Source organism: Enterococcus sp. 5H, from assembly GCF_028128615.1.
Taxonomy (GTDB): domain Bacteria; phylum Bacillota; class Bacilli; order Lactobacillales; family Enterococcaceae; genus Enterococcus_L.
Genome location: NZ_AMDP01000014.1, coordinates 55,052 through 70,074 on the forward strand (window position 1 = coordinate 55,052; position 15,023 = coordinate 70,074).

The window sequence follows — 15,023 nt, forward strand, 5'->3', positions numbered from 1 at the left end:
GCTGGTTCTGTTTATTATTCGAAATTATAATTTTTTATAACAAAGAAATTTCAAATATAGAATTTATTTTAAATAATTATTTATCTACTTAAAAAGATGGGAACGTTACCATTGTACGGGGCTTTCGCAACATTTTTTTAAAATAAAAATCATCAATTAGCTAATTAAGATCTGACAAGATGGCGTTTCAAAAGTAATAATATGTAAATTATCCTTTTCGTAAGCTAGATTATATAGTATAATTTAAATAGTAAAAAAATTGTTAGGAGAATATTGATGAAAAAGAATATTGGAAAAGTGTTAGGTTTATTTTTTTTGTGTACTATTTTAGTTTTAAGTGCTTGCAGTGGGGGCAGCACTGGTAAAGATGGGGAAAAGAAAGATTCTGCTTCAAGTAAAGTTGCAGCTATAGAAATTGAGAATGGCTCATATGTTGTCCCAGAAGGCGAAAGTGTAACTGAAGATACAGGTTTTCTTGCATTAAATGTAAAGATCAAAAACATGGGGAAAGACACGTTGAGTTTATCTTCGGATGAGATAAATCTATATGATGAAGATGATAATAAGATTTCTCAACAAAGATTTTATACAACAGATACGAACTTTAAAGAACTTCAATTTGAATCAATCTCTGGTGGTAAGAGTACAAATGGTTATGTAATCTTTAAAGTGGATAAAGATAAAAAATATGAGCTTCACTACGCACCAATTAGTTATACAGACGATAAAAAAGAAGATATTCAGTTAGATGTGAATGCTAATAATTATGAAGATAAATCTTCTGACGTAGAAAAATTTGCTGAAGAGTTTGTTAACGAAGTATTCTTAAATAAGAAAAGTGAAGAAAAATCTGAAGTATTAAGTAATAACTTAGAAGAAGAACATGCAGCGTTTAACAAAACTTTTGCGCAAGCACTAGGGAAAGACTTCTACTATTACAAACCTTCAGAAGCAGAATTAATGACAGCAATTGATGCTTTTGAAGTAGCAAATGGTAAAAAAGCAAAAATTACGTATTCTATTAAAGAATTTTATCCTGATTCAGCAACTGTTTACGTAAAACCCGAAACAATTCATTTTGACAGCTTAGATACAGAGTCGATTATTAATGACTTTGTTGACCAAAATCGCGATAAATATTCCGATTACGAAAAAGCTGAAATCGATGCAGAAAAATATTTATTAGAACAATTACCTACAAAATATGAAGCAGCTTCTGTTAGTACAAATGATAGCTCAAGTGGTGAAGGATATGAGCTTCACCTAACTAAAAAAGATGATAAATGGACTATTGATACCACAGATGGTAGTAATAATTATACATTCAAATATCTAAAACAAGCATTTATGGGAGATCTATATTCTTAATGAGAAATCGGCGATCACTCATTGTTGCTACGTTACTTGTATGTTTTATAGTAATAATTGTTATAGTGAATAATATTAGGAATAGCTATAGTTCACCTGAAGCTGTAGCGAAGCGTTTTGCAGACTCAGTAAGTAAAAAAGATTTTGCTACGGCAAAGAAAATTTGTCCGACCTATTCAGATGATTCGAAAATCTCTGAAGAAGCATATGAGCTTCTTTTTAATGAGCTATCTGAAAAAACAGATGATAAATTATTATTAGATAAGTCTAATTTTCGTATGGTTACAACGAATGGGCTCGTTCCAAAAACGTTCTTTTTACCAGAGAAACGTTATATCAGCTTAACAACTGCAAACAGCAATGAACAAATTTCTGCTTTTCAAAAAAATAGAGAAGTTCAGCTGAAAGATAATAAAATAGGACCACTTATTTCGTATCAGTATACATTTGAATTTGAGATTGATAATCCAGTGTTAGGTACAGTTACTAAAAAAGAAAAGGTTTCTCTGAAAAAAGATAGAGACATAACTTTAACGGGCAACTCAACCTTTTTAGAAAGCACGTCTTTACAAAAACAGTTTGTTGGCGTTGTATCTGATTTTTATCTTTCTTACAATGAAAGTATCCGTAATAATTTTGACTTTGCCTCGCTTTCATCTATTGATAACGAAACAAAAAACGAATTGAGTGAAACAATGTCTGCACTAAAACCATTTATTGAAACGTATTCGCAAAGTTTTCAAACGATTATAATGAATGCTACAAGTTTGAAGCTTGATAGTGATTTACAAACAGTCCACTTTGATGTTTATATTGATCGGATGATTAGTGTTAAATTAAAAAAAGAGTGGTCCGATTCATCAGATGCCATTCAAGATGATAGTAAAAATGCTAAAGTTACACTATCGTATGATGTGAATTCAAAAAAATGGGGTGTTTCAGAAATTGATTATGAAACATACGACCAAGATCCCGCAAACTGGAAAAAAAAGCAGCAAGTAAAATTAGATCATAGAAATGAAGCTACTTGGAATGAAAATACGTCTGGAAATGCAATTTAGACTCTAAATGAGAATATCAGATAATTTATTTCAAGTATAATTGAAAAACCAAAGAGGTGAATGCCTCTTTGGTTTTTTCTGTATAAACAAGGACAAGGGTTAACTTATCAAAGTGAAAGGAAATTAATAAGCTTAAAACTATCCCATAATATTATTATTTTCAGCCACATGCTCAATCTCTTTCACATACTGAGAAACCACCGTTTGAAAGCGATCCATGGAAGTTAAATCTTTTTCAATCGTACCTAAGCGTGTATTTAACTCCTCTATTTTCGATAAAGTTTGCTGCATCACTTCTAACATCTGTTCATCCGTACTCATTTTCAGGTCCCCTTTCAATTATTGTTCTTCTAGAGTGTCTATATCAAGTGTTTCGTAAGTCTCAGCTTTGGAGCGATAAAATAATGCATAAAGAACGGTACACACAATAGGAATCAAGCTAGCGACTAAATACAAGCCTTGGAACGAAAGCAATTCACGTAATTCACCTAAAATATAAGGTCCTACTCCTAATCCAAGATCCAAGCCAATAAAATAAGTTGATAAAGCAATCCCAATTCGATGAGTATTAGGAACAGCCTTTAAACAAATTGCTTGTCCATTAGACATAAACGTCCCATAACCTAAGCCGATCAGTCCGCCTGAAACTAGTAACATCCAACTGGCAGAGGTAATACTTAATAAAAGTAAGCCTGCTGTTAAAAATAAATAACTAGGATACATCACCGCATTTTCCCCACGTGCATCAAAAATCCGCCCAGATAAAGGTCGTGTTGCAGTAATCACTAAGGCATAGACAACAAAGAAAAATGAGCTTGCACCAACTAAATCAATCACTTTAGCATAAGAGGAAAGAAATGACAAAACACTTGAATAAGAAAGACCCATCAAAAATGCGATAAAAGAAATAAATAAAACTTTTTTTTCAATGAAACTATCAACAGACCAGCGAGATAGACTAGCACGATGTTCTGCACTTAATTGAATATTTTTTACGGGGAAGATAAAACAAGCAATTGTAGTCAATAAAATTAAAATAATTGAAAACAGAATAATCATATAAAAACTAGTTGTATTCAGTAAAATCATCCCGATAAATGGCCCAATCGCTGCGGCTAGGCTTGTACTTAATCCATAATAGTTGATTCCTTCTCCATGTTTGGATTTGGGAATATAAGCTGTCACAATCGCATTTGTTGCAGTAGATACCGTTCCATAGCCAAAACCATTTAACAAACGAACCAGATAAAGCACGCCGATACTTGGAATATGCAAATAGGCGATTGTTGTAACTAAATAAAATAAGGCGCCATAGCGTAAAACAACTTTTCGACCAATTAATTCCAACGTTTTTCCCATAAACAAACGGGCAAATAAAGTACCAATAATATAAATTCCAGAAGCAAGACCTGCTTGGCTTAAAGAGGCATGTAACGTATCCTGAGCGATAACAGCGATAATTACCATTAATAAATAATAAACCAGATAAACAATAAAATTGATTATTGTAATACTGATAAACCCCTTGTTAAATAATTTTTCTTCCGAGTGTTGCGACATGGTTAAAATTCCTTCTTTCGTTTAAATAATAAATTAAATGAAATTACAAAACATTTTCTGAAATTTCTCTGTACGTGTAACTATACAAAAAAATGGCGACGAAAAAATGTGGATATGCTATAGAAAAAGGCTATTAACAAAAAAAAACAACAAAAAGCATTAACATTTGTTGTTGTTTTTCGATGTGTTATCATTTTAAATAAGATTAACGAACTATCGTTGGGATAAAAATAAAAAGTGTGTGGAGTGAACACGAATGGATAGCCAAGTATTACAAGACTATTTAGATAATCATTCTTTTTCAGTTGTAGTGAAGAAGAAAAAGACTTATTTAACCTATGAAGGACTGCAAGATCGGTATGCTTATGTGTTAAAAAGCGGCATCATTAAAACAAGTGTCATTTCTCGTGATGGTCGGGAATTTAATTTACGTTACATCAATAGTTTGGAAATTGTTTCTTTGCTGCGGGATGAATATTCTCAATTTATTGATGCGCCTTTTAATATTCGAATAGAGTCTGAAAAAGCGGAGTTGTACCAAATTGATCGCGTTCAATTTTGGCAGGATATTAATAAAAGTAAAAGCTTACAGATGTATGTAAAAAACTATTACCGCGTTCGTTTGCTACATTCAATGAAAAAGATGCAGCAAATGTTGATGAATGGTAAATTCGGTGCGGTTTGTACACAAATCTATGAGCTGTACGATACTTTTGGTGTTTCGACTAACGAGGGACTATTGATTGATTTTGTTGTAACAAATGAAGAAATTGCTCATTTTTGTGGAATTACTTCGGCTAGTAGTGTTAATCGGATGATGCAGCAATTGAAAGATTTAGGAGGGATTAAGATTCAGGATCGAAAAATTCTGATTACAGATTTGGCAATTTTGAAAGATAATATTATTGTTTAAGGGTTTAGTGTTGGTTTTATAGATATGAGTGAAGTTCGATAAATGTTTATCGAATTTTTTGTTTATATATAGTTAGAAATGCATATCTTTATGATTGGTTTTGTCGTATAATAATAGCCAAATAACTATAAATTATTTGGAGGTTTACATAAATGATAAGCAAAAGACAGTTTATTAATGAAGTTGCTGATAGCATAAAAATCGGCAAAGGATCTTTATTTGTAGGGGCCGGTGTTGACATGGATGCTGGTTATCCATCTTGGAAAGAGCTGTTAAGTGATGCAGCAAAAAAACTAGATTTACAAGTAAATGAGGATACTAATCTCTTCCAACTTGCCCAATATTATGAGAACCTTTATACGCGTAATAAACTTTTAGAATTATTGGATGATAAATTAGAAGGAACTCAATTCAAAAGTCCCTTAGTCAATTCTATGCTATCTCTTCCAGTTAATTCTATATGGACTACAAACTTTGATAAAGTTATTGAGAAAAACATAGATAGGCAAAACAAGTTGTATAATTTAGTCTATACCGAAAAGCATTTACCCAAATTATCAAATAATAAAATGAATATTTTTAAAATTAACGGTGATATACATGACAGAGAAAGTATCATCATAACAACTGGAGATATAGAAAAACATATTTCTGAACGTGAGATGATGTTTTCATTGCTTAAGAAAGAACTTATTTCAAATACATTCCTTTTCGTAGGTTATAGCTTTTCAGATAGTTTAATTTTGAATTGTATGCACAATATAAAAATGTGCCTAGAAGATTTTACTCCTTGTCATTATAGTGTGATGAAGAGAGATAGAACAAATCCTATTCATCAAGATTATTTTATAAATGATTTAGATAAACGTTATAATATCAAAGTTTATTTAGTAGAAGAAAATAAGGATATTCCTGAACTTATTCAAGAAATCAAGCGAAAAGTTATCGAAAAAAATGTGTTAATTTCAGGAAGCCTAGAATACGCAACAGCAGATGAATTAAGCTATTGTTACGATTTGTGTTCAAATATTGGACGTTTATTAATAGATAAACATTTTAACGTTCACACAGGATTTGGGAGAAATATTGGTCATTATATCGCTGGAGAAACCCTTCAATATTTAAATGAAAAAGGAATAGGAGATGACCCATTACGATTAAAAATTAAACCTTTTGCTTTACAAAATAATGATAGTCAAAAAAATAGATTTAGAGAGCAGTTAATAGATGATGCAAATATCGTCATTTTCTTATATGGACAATGTATTCATCCTGAAACTGGTGCTATAGTTAATTCAGCTGGGACATTAAAAGAGTTTGAAATAGCCAATCACATGAATAAGTATATCATCCCTATAGGGAGCACAAACTATGCTTCTAGAGAAATATTTACCCAAATAAAAGCTAATATAAATAAATATCCATACTTGGAACAATATTTGACTATATTAGAAAATGAATCGGATATTAGTAAAATAATGGATGCGATTTGGGCAATTTTAAACACTATCACATAAATTCAAATTTAGTAACAAAAGTACTGTGTTTTCCATAATCTCTAACTCGTAAAAGTCTTTATGTAAGTTCAATTGATGGATAGTATACATCTGAGTAATAATTTTTTTGTATTGTAGAATTTCAAATTTCTTATCTATTTCATAAAAAAAATACTGTGATAATGAGTGTAATAATGTCATCCTAGCACATAAATTATTCTTGTCTAGCTTGGTATATTGCTCAATGATGTCTCTAAAAAAACAGGGTTCTGAATATGCTTTTAAAAAATTTTCAAAAGAAGAAAACTTTAGTGATTTTCTTCTGTCATTTAAAATTCTAGCAGTAATGACTTTGCTGAGCATTAGTGTTCCTTCATTGTTCTTAAGCTCATAGTAAATAAGATTATTCATCCAAGAATACTTGTCTGATAAGTTTTTCACTGGAAAATTTAGAAAAACTGGTATGACCACTAATTTATTTTTGTCGTATAAAACTGTAATTCGATCTAATTCATCTACAGCGCAAGGACTGTTAAAAAGGTTATCTGATACGATAACAACGGCATATTGGCATTGATCAAAAGGAAGTGTGAAATTTAAAAGTAGTTTATCATCTCCAGAGTGAAGTTGCTGATAATCGTACCAAACGTTGAGACCAAAATTTTGAAGATGAAAGCTAATAGATTGAGCTGTATAGTATCTGTCTTTACTTGAAAAGCACATAAATATCATAATTAAAACCTCCAAATAATTTATAGTTATTTGGAGGTTTTAACATCCATCTCATTCCGATAGTTAAAACTATTCAAAACATATTTCTTCCGCTCAATTGAAACTTCAGTATAAATTTGTGTCGTCACAATACTAGAATGACCAAGCAATTCCTGAACTTCTCGAATATTCGCTCCATTATTCAGCAATTCAGTCGCAAATGTATGGCGTAAATAATGCGGTGTCGCTTTTGTATCGATCTGTGCCAATTGAAGATACTTCGTAAAAATATTTTCAATCCCATAAATAGACAACCGTTCGCCGTACTTGTTTAAGAAAAAACTTTGATCTTTGGGCTGAAATTGTTCGCGAATCGCTAAGTAGGCTAATAACGCTTGACGAGCTTCTTCGCTAGAAAGGTAAATCATTCGTTCTTTGCGGTTTTTCCCATAAATCAACAAAGAATTTTCGACTAAATCATAATCCGATAGATTAATTAAACTAGCCTCGCTAATCCGAATTCCTGTAGAAATCAACAATTCCAGTAATGCAATATCACGGACGCCGTTTCTTTTTTGATAAACGCTGGTAGCTGGTTGAGTTAAACGTTGGTACATACAGTTAAGAAGTTGATGAATGTCTCTGACCTTTAAGGTTCTTGGCATTTTCTTTGGAATAATGTAATTTGCTCGATACTGTTCAAATTCACTGTCACGTTCAATTATTTTTTTAGTTACAAGAAATTTGTAAAACATTCGGTAAGTAATCATTTTTCGTTTTAAGCTTGTAGGTTTTAATCGTGTAGCTTGGTGTAAGTTTTCCATAAGGGCTAGAATACCTTGAGTTATCGTTACTTCATGTTGACTGCAATAATGATCTAAAGCGACTAAATCAGATTGATATGCTTTAATCGTTCGATTAGATAAATTATGGTAATTTTTTTTGTATGCTAAAAATTGTTGCATGTTTTTATTCATTTTTTTCTCCTTTTCCCAGTTGTTAAAAGTATAACTTGTTTTATAAATAAAATTATAAAAAAAAAGCGAATTGTATTGTAAAGGTTTTGATCTTATAATAAAACCAACAGCAATTGACAAAAAATAAGTTGTAGAAAATTAGTCAGTGAATTACTTTTTACAATGAAAAGGAGAAAATATGAAAATTGATCGTTTATTAAGTCTTATTAATTTGTTGTCGGTAAATGATCGAATGACAGCTAACGATTTAGCAGAACGACTAGAGGTTTCCAAACGAACGATTTATCGCGATATTGATACCTTGAATGTAGCTGGGATTCCAATTATTTCCTATTCAGGAATTAGTGGTGGATTTGGTATGGTAGAAGGGTACAAAGTCAGCAAGCATATATTTTCAACTGCAGATATCGCAAATCTTTTAACCGGACTTTCGGCTATTCAAAGTATTTCTGAATCAGCGGAAATAAGTCCATTAATCGCAAAAATTAGCCCCAAAGAGAACATTCAACAACCACAAAGTGAATTATTAATTGATCTATCCTCGTGGTTTAAAGGAAGCGGTAGGCAAAATAAACTAAATGATCTTCGTCAGGGAATCGCCAATCAGCAAGTTATTGCTATCTATTATCACTCGACTAAATATTTTACTGAGCGAAAAATAGAACCATACAAATTGATTTTTAAAGCATCAGATTGGTATCTTTATGGTTTTTGCCTAAAAAGACAAGCGTTTCGTTTATTCAAATTAAACCGTATCCAATCATATGAAGTGCTGGAGGAAACTTTTAAATTAAGGACTTTAGAACCTGCGACGCTACAAATGGCTTCTAGAAATGAGTATCAGGATGTTTCAACGGATTCAAAGATACAACAAGCTGTGTTAGTCTACGCGTTAAAAGATAAATTATGGTTAATCGATAAATTAGGAGCAGAATTTTTTGTCGAGCATAAAGAAGAAGCAATCACCGGAAAAATTGTTTTCCCATTGGTGAATATAGAGAAAACAGTTGATTTTATTTTACGCTTAAAAGCGAAAGTTCAGGTAGTCGAGCCGCCAGAATTGGTGGAAGCAGTTAAAGCAAAAATTGAAGAGATGTATTTGTTATATAAAAGCTGACAATCAGTTGTCACACCTCTGCGGTAAGATGAATAGACAACAGAGGAGGCAGAAAAATGAAAGATGTATTTATTGTTATTTTAGATCAGTATGCAGACTGGGAAGCTGCATCAATTGCTTCGTGGCTAAATCAACTTGAGGATTTTACGATAAAAACTGTTTCAATTAATACAAAACCAATTCACTCTATCGGCGGATTTACCACAATTCCCGATTATTCGATAGAAGATGCGTGTCAGAAAGAATTCGCGGCACTAATTTTAATCGGTGGGAATTCGTGGCGAACGGATGCTGCAGCAAAAGTTTCTGTGTTAGTTAAACAAGCACAGAAACAAAAGGCGGTAATCAGTGCTATTTGTGATGCCACTGTTTATCTTGGAACGTTGGGACTGTTGAATAATGCGAAGCATACAAGTAATCAATTACAAGACCTGCAAACGTACGCAGGTTCTCGCTATACTGGTGCAAATCATTACGTCGAAATTCAGGCAATACGAGATGAGTTACTAGTTACCGCAAATGGTACGGCTAATGTCGAATTTGCTCGTGAAATATCACTGGCACTGAAATCAATGCCGGAAGCAGAAATTACGCGATGGTACAATTTTTATAAGCTCGGGTACTATGATACATTAAAACAAGAGCTGAGAAACGGTGATGAACAGTAGTATTCAAAAGAGCGCTATTTATTCAATATGATAACTAGTCAAAGTTTGTTGTTGAACGAGGATCTCCAGACTTTGTGTAGCTTCTGCTAGTAAATCATTATAAGTTAAGTTAAAAGTCTGAAATAGCTGAGAACAAGCATAATATTGTCGGACAACTTGCTTTTTATTGATCGGCGCAGTTGGGTTGGTAAAATAGCTTTCCAGTACTTTCAGAGGTTCTTGCCAGGATTCCAAACGTTCGAGCAAATCACGTAGGTTAAGAATTTCTTGATAAGGAATGGCTTTGATACATTTTGCAGAATTTTTCATAATAGGTTTCTCCTTTTTTTATAGAGAAAAAGGAAAACGACAGAGAAAGCTTCTCTATCGTTGAAGTTTTGTCAGTTTGACCACTACTTTTTGATTCCTATGTAAAAATTTAAAAAGTGTCTAGAAATTCTTACAAAAATTAGGTACAATAAAGAAGCTGGTACTACGGTACTGGCAAAGGGCAACTTGGATAGGAAAGTGCTACTTTCTATTCAGGGCTTCATTGAACGGTTGGCGCCGATCAGTGAAGTGCCTTTTTTCTTTTTCTCAATATATTATAGGCAGGAAATAAAAAAGACAATCGCTAGTATATCTGCAATCGTCCACAAATAGGTAAATAAAAGATATTTTATTCCTAATTGGCAACGTTGTTTGACAGAGTCAGTTGTTTAAACAAAGACTTCAAAGATTTGGTTGGCGCCAAATCAGGAAGAGCCAATTTTTTTATTTGAATGTTAATTATTTCTGTCCCAATTATTTCAATCCATACACTTAGTTTAGCTCTGCCTAGAACTAGACGAAAAATTCACAAATGACTCTCCAAAAATTTCAGTTTCCTAACTTCTATAAAACGTTCTTCCCACTAAATGAAGATTTTTTCATCATAAATTGATTGACCAATACTCAAATAGTCGGTACTCTAATAAAAAAGGCGGGTGAAGCAATGGACAAGATTGTCATTTTATTAGTGGAAGATGAAGCGAGTTTAGCTAATTTTATTTCAGAAGAACTTCGATTTGAAGAGTATGAAGTGATCTATGCCGCAGATGGTGAGCAGGCATTAAAACTATTTGAAGAAAATCATGATGATATTACATTGATCTTGCTTGATTGGATGTTGCCAAAATATGATGGAATTACCGTTGCTAGAAGGATTCGTCGGAAAAGCCAAGTACCGATTATTATGATGACTGCTCGAGATCAGTTGACGGATAAAGTAACAGGGTTAGATGCTGGAACCGATGATTATATTACAAAACCTTTCGATATTGAGGAATTATTAGCTAGAATTAGAGTAGTTGTTCGCCGTGAAGAACAATTAAAACAACTTCAGCAGCAACCTTTAATTTATCAATATGAAGACTTGATACTAGATTTAACAAAACGAGTTGTGGAACGCTTTGGAGAAGTTATTCAATTAACACAAAAGGAATTTGACTTATTAAGTGAGCTGATTAAGCGAGCGGAAGAAGTTTTAACGCGTGACGAATTATTGAATGCGGTTTGGGGCTATGATTATTTTGGGCAAACGAACGTTGTAGATGTTTACATACGATCTTTGAGAAATAAAATGGATTATGAGCCAACCCAGCGGTTGATTCAAACTGTTCGAGGAGTAGGCTACGTTTTGAGGGCATCAGATGAAAAAAAATAAAAATAACTTTCAGCAAAGAAAAAATACGACCCAATTTCAACTGACCATTCGTTTTATCAGTTTACTTGTTGCAACAGTTTTAATTTTAAGTATTACTTTTATAACAATTACGATTTCTGAAATTTATGAATCGACAGAAGAACAGGCCGCAGTGTTAGAAAATTCGTTAAAGAATCGTGAAGCCAAGAGTGTTTCTGAATGGCAAAGAATCCTGTCTGGTTATGTTTCGCGAGACAATTCACCTTATTTTATTCATGTCGGATTGGCTTCGGGGGAAGTGGCATATTCTTCTGAGGATGCTAAGGAACTATATAATGAATTTTCTGAATTTAAACAGTTAGCGCTTTTCGACCAATTGCTATGGTCTCGTGAGTTTGAGCCTTACTTTTATACGAGTATTCAAAATGAAGAGGCGAAAATCACCATTTTAGTTGATATGGAAGATCAATTTGAAGTTGTTAGCCGAATTTTTTCTCTAACACTTTTTATCACTGGAGTAGTAATTGTTGCGGGCTCGCTTGTGACCTATCGTTTTTCTAAAAAATTAAGTGGCTCACTTGTGAGAATGAATGAGGAGATCAGTGATATGGAAGATTTTTCTAATGAACGTTTATTAACAGTGCCGGAAACACCTCAAGAAGTTCAGAATGTTTCTAAATCGTTTAACCAGCTACTGGAGAAACAACGACAATCACTAAAAAGAGAGCAGCAATTTGTCACTGATGCTTCTCATGAGTTACGAACGCCGCTTGCTGCGATTCGCGGTCATGTTAATTTGATTAAACGTCGTGGTGAAAAGCATCCGGAAGTTATTCCAACATCGCTGGCTTATATCGATAAAGAATCAAAACGGATGGAAATTTTAGCTGAACAACTTTTAACTTTAGGCAGATTGGAAAATCAATCAAGAGAAGAAACGGTTGATTTATCAGCTTTAGTTCGTCAAACGCTTAATGATTTAACCGTAATGATTAAGCAAAAAGTAACAGTTCAAATTGATGATGGGATTACTATTCAAGGGCATCAAGAACATTTTTACCAGATTATTCGGAATTTAATTGAAAATGCGGTGAAATATACACCTAATTCTGGTTCAATCGTAATTAAGCTATTAGCTCAAGAGAAAAGCTGTGCATTGATTGTTGAAGATTCCGGGATTGGTATTGCAGATAAAGAGAAAAAACATATTTTTGAACGATTTTACCGTGTGGATCAATCACGATCCAGTGAAGTTCCTGGTTCTGGGATTGGACTTTCTATTGTTAATGAGCTAGTAAATTTATATGGAGGGACAATTGAAGTGACCGATGTGTTGCCTATAGGTAGCCGTTTTACGATAAATTTTAGAACAAACTAAGAATTGAATATTTTTGAATAGGAAAAGATGAGTCCGAGAAAAAAGAGTTTAGCCTTTAGAAATTGATGTGACTGGAACGAAGTGGAGTAGTTGTTTTTTTCTTGCCGTTTATTCGGATTTAAAGAGGTGGAGCAGAAGCAAATCCTTCGGAAATAAGCTGAAATTCACAAAAATTTCAAGAGTAATTTCCGTGAATACTTTCTTATTTCTCGGAGTTAAACACTTCTGTCCCAACCTCTTTTTTCAATTAAGTTTATTTGCGTATTGTTAAAAAGATTCGTTTTTGTCTAGTTACTCAATTTCAGCAGTAGTAATTTTTTTCCGATAACCTGAAATTTTTTGATTTACAAAGGCGATTGTCTGAGTAAGATTGTTTTGTTGTTCGTGGAGTTTTTCAATATGATTTTCTAAAGCAACGATTCGTTCAGGCAATGAATCTACGCCTTGGACCTGTAATTCAGCAAATTTTTTGATGTTCTCAATCGTCATACCAGTTTGTTTCATTTTTAATAAAAGCTGTACCCAACAAAAATCTTCTTCAGTATATATTCGGTAGTTATTCGCATTTCTTTTGGGAAATAATAAAGCTTCTTGTTCGTAAAATCTAAGGGTATCTATGGATAGTCCGGTTTTTTGTGAAAATTCTTTGATATACATGTTAATTCTCCTTGCTATAGAGTATACTCGATAGTTTAATCTTAACATATTCAAGAGAGGAGAAGTTAAGATGAAAGAAAAAAATACTTTTTTATATTGTACAGCTGTAGTTCAAACGACAGGAAAAGTTACTTACGAAGCACTGGCAGATAAGCTAAACGAATTACAAGAATTGACTGTTTTAGAAGAAGGATGTGTACTTTTTAAAGTTGTGCCACTAAACAAAAAACAAGGACGTTTTGCCTTGTGGGAGATTTGGAAAGGTCAAGCAGCGTTTTACGAGCACCATAGTAAAGAGTATACCAAGAATTTTTTTGCTGAAGAGTTAGATACAGTTGAATTCTTTGAAAGTTCAGAGGAAGTTCAACTGTGAGTTGGATAAAAAAGCATTATTCAATAGTTCATTCGATAATCACTACTTTGCTAACCACGGGTCTGTTGACGGTGAGTTTGAATATTATAGCTAATGGTACAATACAATGGGAAGCTTGGTTTAAAACGTGGGTATTGGTATTTATAGCAATTATGCTCTTATCTTGCTTCCTTCCCAATGTTGTCCACTATGTTTTAAAAAAGATAATGAATTCATTGGAAAGAGATGACCCGAGCGACTAAAAATGAAGAAATCTTCATTTAGCTTTCACGTTGATTTATTTTTCTGTTGACCGTTAGTTGATATGATATGTGTGTAAAGCAAAACGGAAATAGAGAAAGGAATGGATACAATGAATAAAAAATTAATCGTAGGTTTAGGGATCGCTTGTTTTGGACTTATTTTAGCAGGCTGCACAGACAATAGTAATACATTGGACAACGGAGGAAATAGTCAATCAAGCTCAGCTGCTGACCAATCAACAGATAAAAGTTCTGATAAAAACGCAAGTTCTTCTAGTCAATCAGGAAATATTAAACTTACTTTAGAAGAAGCGATCAAAGCATATGAAGAAGCTTATCCGAATACTTCGATTACATCAATCGATTTAGATGATTCATTTGGCACCTATTACTTTGAAATAACAGGTGTTGATGATGATAAAGAGTATGAAGTTAGAATCAATGCTGAAACTGGCGAGTTAAAGAAAGAACGTGAAGAAGCTTTAGACCGTGACGAGCAAAATGGTGTGGAAAGAGAAAATAACGCACTAGATTTAACTGATTTGAAAACATTAGATGAGATTTCAAAAATTGCTGTAGATAGTGTTGGTCAAGGAGAAGCGATTGAATGGTCATTAGATCGTGAATTGTCAACTACGCACTGGGAAGTAAAAGTACGTTCAGGCAATTCAGAAACAACTGTTAAAATCAATGCCCAAACAGGTGATGTGCTAGAAAAAGAGTTAGATGACTAGTATATAAAATCATTATAAAAGAACCAAAATTGCACAATAATAATAGAAATACTATATAAGTCTGAAATTCCTGATTTTGTTATAAAATATCAGGAATTTCAGGTC

16 protein-coding genes are annotated in these 15,023 nt (G+C 32.9%); 10 read left to right on the forward strand and 6 right to left on the reverse strand.

The genetic code is table 11. The annotated features are described in order from the left end of the window. Window positions 1-276: 276 nt before the first annotated feature. Complete coding sequence (locus C240_RS03955; protein WP_271491274.1) at window positions 277-1,368, forward strand: DUF4352 domain-containing protein; 1,092 nt, start codon at window positions 277-279, stop codon at window positions 1,366-1,368. Beyond that, window positions 1,368-2,429, forward strand: coding sequence for a histidine kinase (locus tag C240_RS03960; RefSeq protein WP_271491277.1), 1,062 nt, complete (start codon window positions 1,368-1,370; stop codon window positions 2,427-2,429). Before C240_RS03955 ends, C240_RS03960 begins: the two co-directional genes overlap by 1 nt. Window positions 2,430-2,567: 138 nt before the next feature. Here C240_RS03960 and C240_RS03965 read toward each other — a convergent pair whose 3' ends face one another. Continuing rightward, entirely contained in the window at window positions 2,568-2,750 is a 183-nt protein-coding gene (locus C240_RS03965) for a hypothetical protein (RefSeq protein WP_271491280.1), read from the reverse strand. Between the two features lie 18 nt (window positions 2,751-2,768). Next, window positions 2,769-3,989, reverse strand: coding sequence for an MFS transporter (locus tag C240_RS03970; protein WP_271491282.1), 1,221 nt, complete (start codon window positions 3,987-3,989; stop codon window positions 2,769-2,771). A gap of 256 nt (window positions 3,990-4,245) precedes the next feature. Here C240_RS03970 and C240_RS03975 point away from each other — a divergent pair, with 256 nt between their 5' ends. Together C240_RS03975 and C240_RS03980 are read left to right on the forward strand one after the other, a co-directional pair. Continuing rightward, entirely contained in the window at window positions 4,246-4,902 is a 657-nt protein-coding gene (locus tag C240_RS03975) for a Crp/Fnr family transcriptional regulator (RefSeq protein ID WP_271491285.1), read from the forward strand. A 152-nt stretch (window positions 4,903-5,054) separates the two neighbouring features. Next, window positions 5,055-6,419 carry an SIR2 family protein gene (locus C240_RS03980; RefSeq protein ID WP_271491287.1) on the forward strand — a complete coding sequence of 455 codons (1,365 nt, stop codon included), beginning with the start codon at window positions 5,055-5,057 and terminating at the stop codon, window positions 6,417-6,419. Here the strand turns inward: C240_RS03980 and C240_RS03985 are convergent. Continuing rightward, window positions 6,402-7,130 carry a toll/interleukin-1 receptor domain-containing protein gene (locus C240_RS03985; protein WP_271491289.1) on the reverse strand — a complete coding sequence of 243 codons (729 nt, stop codon included), beginning with the start codon at window positions 7,128-7,130 and terminating at the stop codon, window positions 6,402-6,404. The genes C240_RS03980 and C240_RS03985 overlap by 18 nt on opposite strands. Before the next feature lie 26 nt (window positions 7,131-7,156). Continuing rightward, window positions 7,157-8,086 (reverse strand): tyrosine-type recombinase/integrase, encoded by a 930-nt coding sequence (locus C240_RS03990; RefSeq protein WP_271491291.1) that lies wholly within the window; start codon window positions 8,084-8,086, stop codon window positions 7,157-7,159. Between the two features lie 178 nt (window positions 8,087-8,264). Here C240_RS03990 and C240_RS03995 point away from each other — a divergent pair, with 178 nt between their 5' ends. Together C240_RS03995 and C240_RS04000 are read left to right on the forward strand one after the other, a co-directional pair. After that, on the forward strand, window positions 8,265-9,203 hold the full coding sequence (locus C240_RS03995; protein WP_271491293.1) for a helix-turn-helix transcriptional regulator: 939 nt from the start codon (window positions 8,265-8,267) through the stop codon (window positions 9,201-9,203). 56 nt (window positions 9,204-9,259) lie between these two features. Further along, complete coding sequence (locus C240_RS04000; protein WP_271491295.1) at window positions 9,260-9,871, forward strand: DJ-1/PfpI family protein; 612 nt, start codon at window positions 9,260-9,262, stop codon at window positions 9,869-9,871. Between the two features lie 18 nt (window positions 9,872-9,889). Here C240_RS04000 and C240_RS04005 read toward each other — a convergent pair whose 3' ends face one another. Further along, window positions 9,890-10,180, reverse strand: coding sequence for a hypothetical protein (locus C240_RS04005; protein WP_271491297.1), 291 nt, complete (start codon window positions 10,178-10,180; stop codon window positions 9,890-9,892). A 664-nt stretch (window positions 10,181-10,844) separates the two neighbouring features. Here C240_RS04005 and C240_RS04010 point away from each other — a divergent pair. Then, the gene (locus C240_RS04010; RefSeq protein ID WP_271491299.1) at window positions 10,845-11,555 is read left to right on the forward strand and encodes a response regulator transcription factor; all 711 of its coding nucleotides are present in this window, start codon (window positions 10,845-10,847) and stop codon (window positions 11,553-11,555) included. Beyond that, window positions 11,542-12,912: a sensor histidine kinase gene (locus C240_RS04015; protein WP_271491300.1), complete on the forward strand. Its 1,371-nt coding sequence runs from the start codon at window positions 11,542-11,544 to the stop codon at window positions 12,910-12,912. The genes C240_RS04010 and C240_RS04015 overlap by 14 nt, the downstream gene beginning before the upstream one ends. 291 nt (window positions 12,913-13,203) lie before the next feature. Here the strand turns inward: C240_RS04015 and C240_RS04020 are convergent, their stop codons facing one another. Further along, entirely contained in the window at window positions 13,204-13,569 is a 366-nt protein-coding gene (locus tag C240_RS04020; protein ID WP_271491302.1) for a MerR family transcriptional regulator, read from the reverse strand. A gap of 70 nt (window positions 13,570-13,639) precedes the next feature. Between C240_RS04020 and C240_RS04025 the strand changes: the two genes are divergently transcribed. Both C240_RS04025 and C240_RS04030 read left to right on the forward strand, forming a co-directional pair. Then, window positions 13,640-13,942, forward strand: coding sequence for a putative quinol monooxygenase (locus C240_RS04025; protein ID WP_271491303.1), 303 nt, complete (start codon window positions 13,640-13,642; stop codon window positions 13,940-13,942). Window positions 13,943-14,294: 352 nt separating this feature from the next. Then, the gene (locus C240_RS04030; protein ID WP_271491305.1) at window positions 14,295-14,918 is read left to right on the forward strand and encodes a PepSY domain-containing protein; all 624 of its coding nucleotides are present in this window, start codon (window positions 14,295-14,297) and stop codon (window positions 14,916-14,918) included. The last annotated feature ends 105 nt before the right edge of the window (window positions 14,919-15,023 follow it).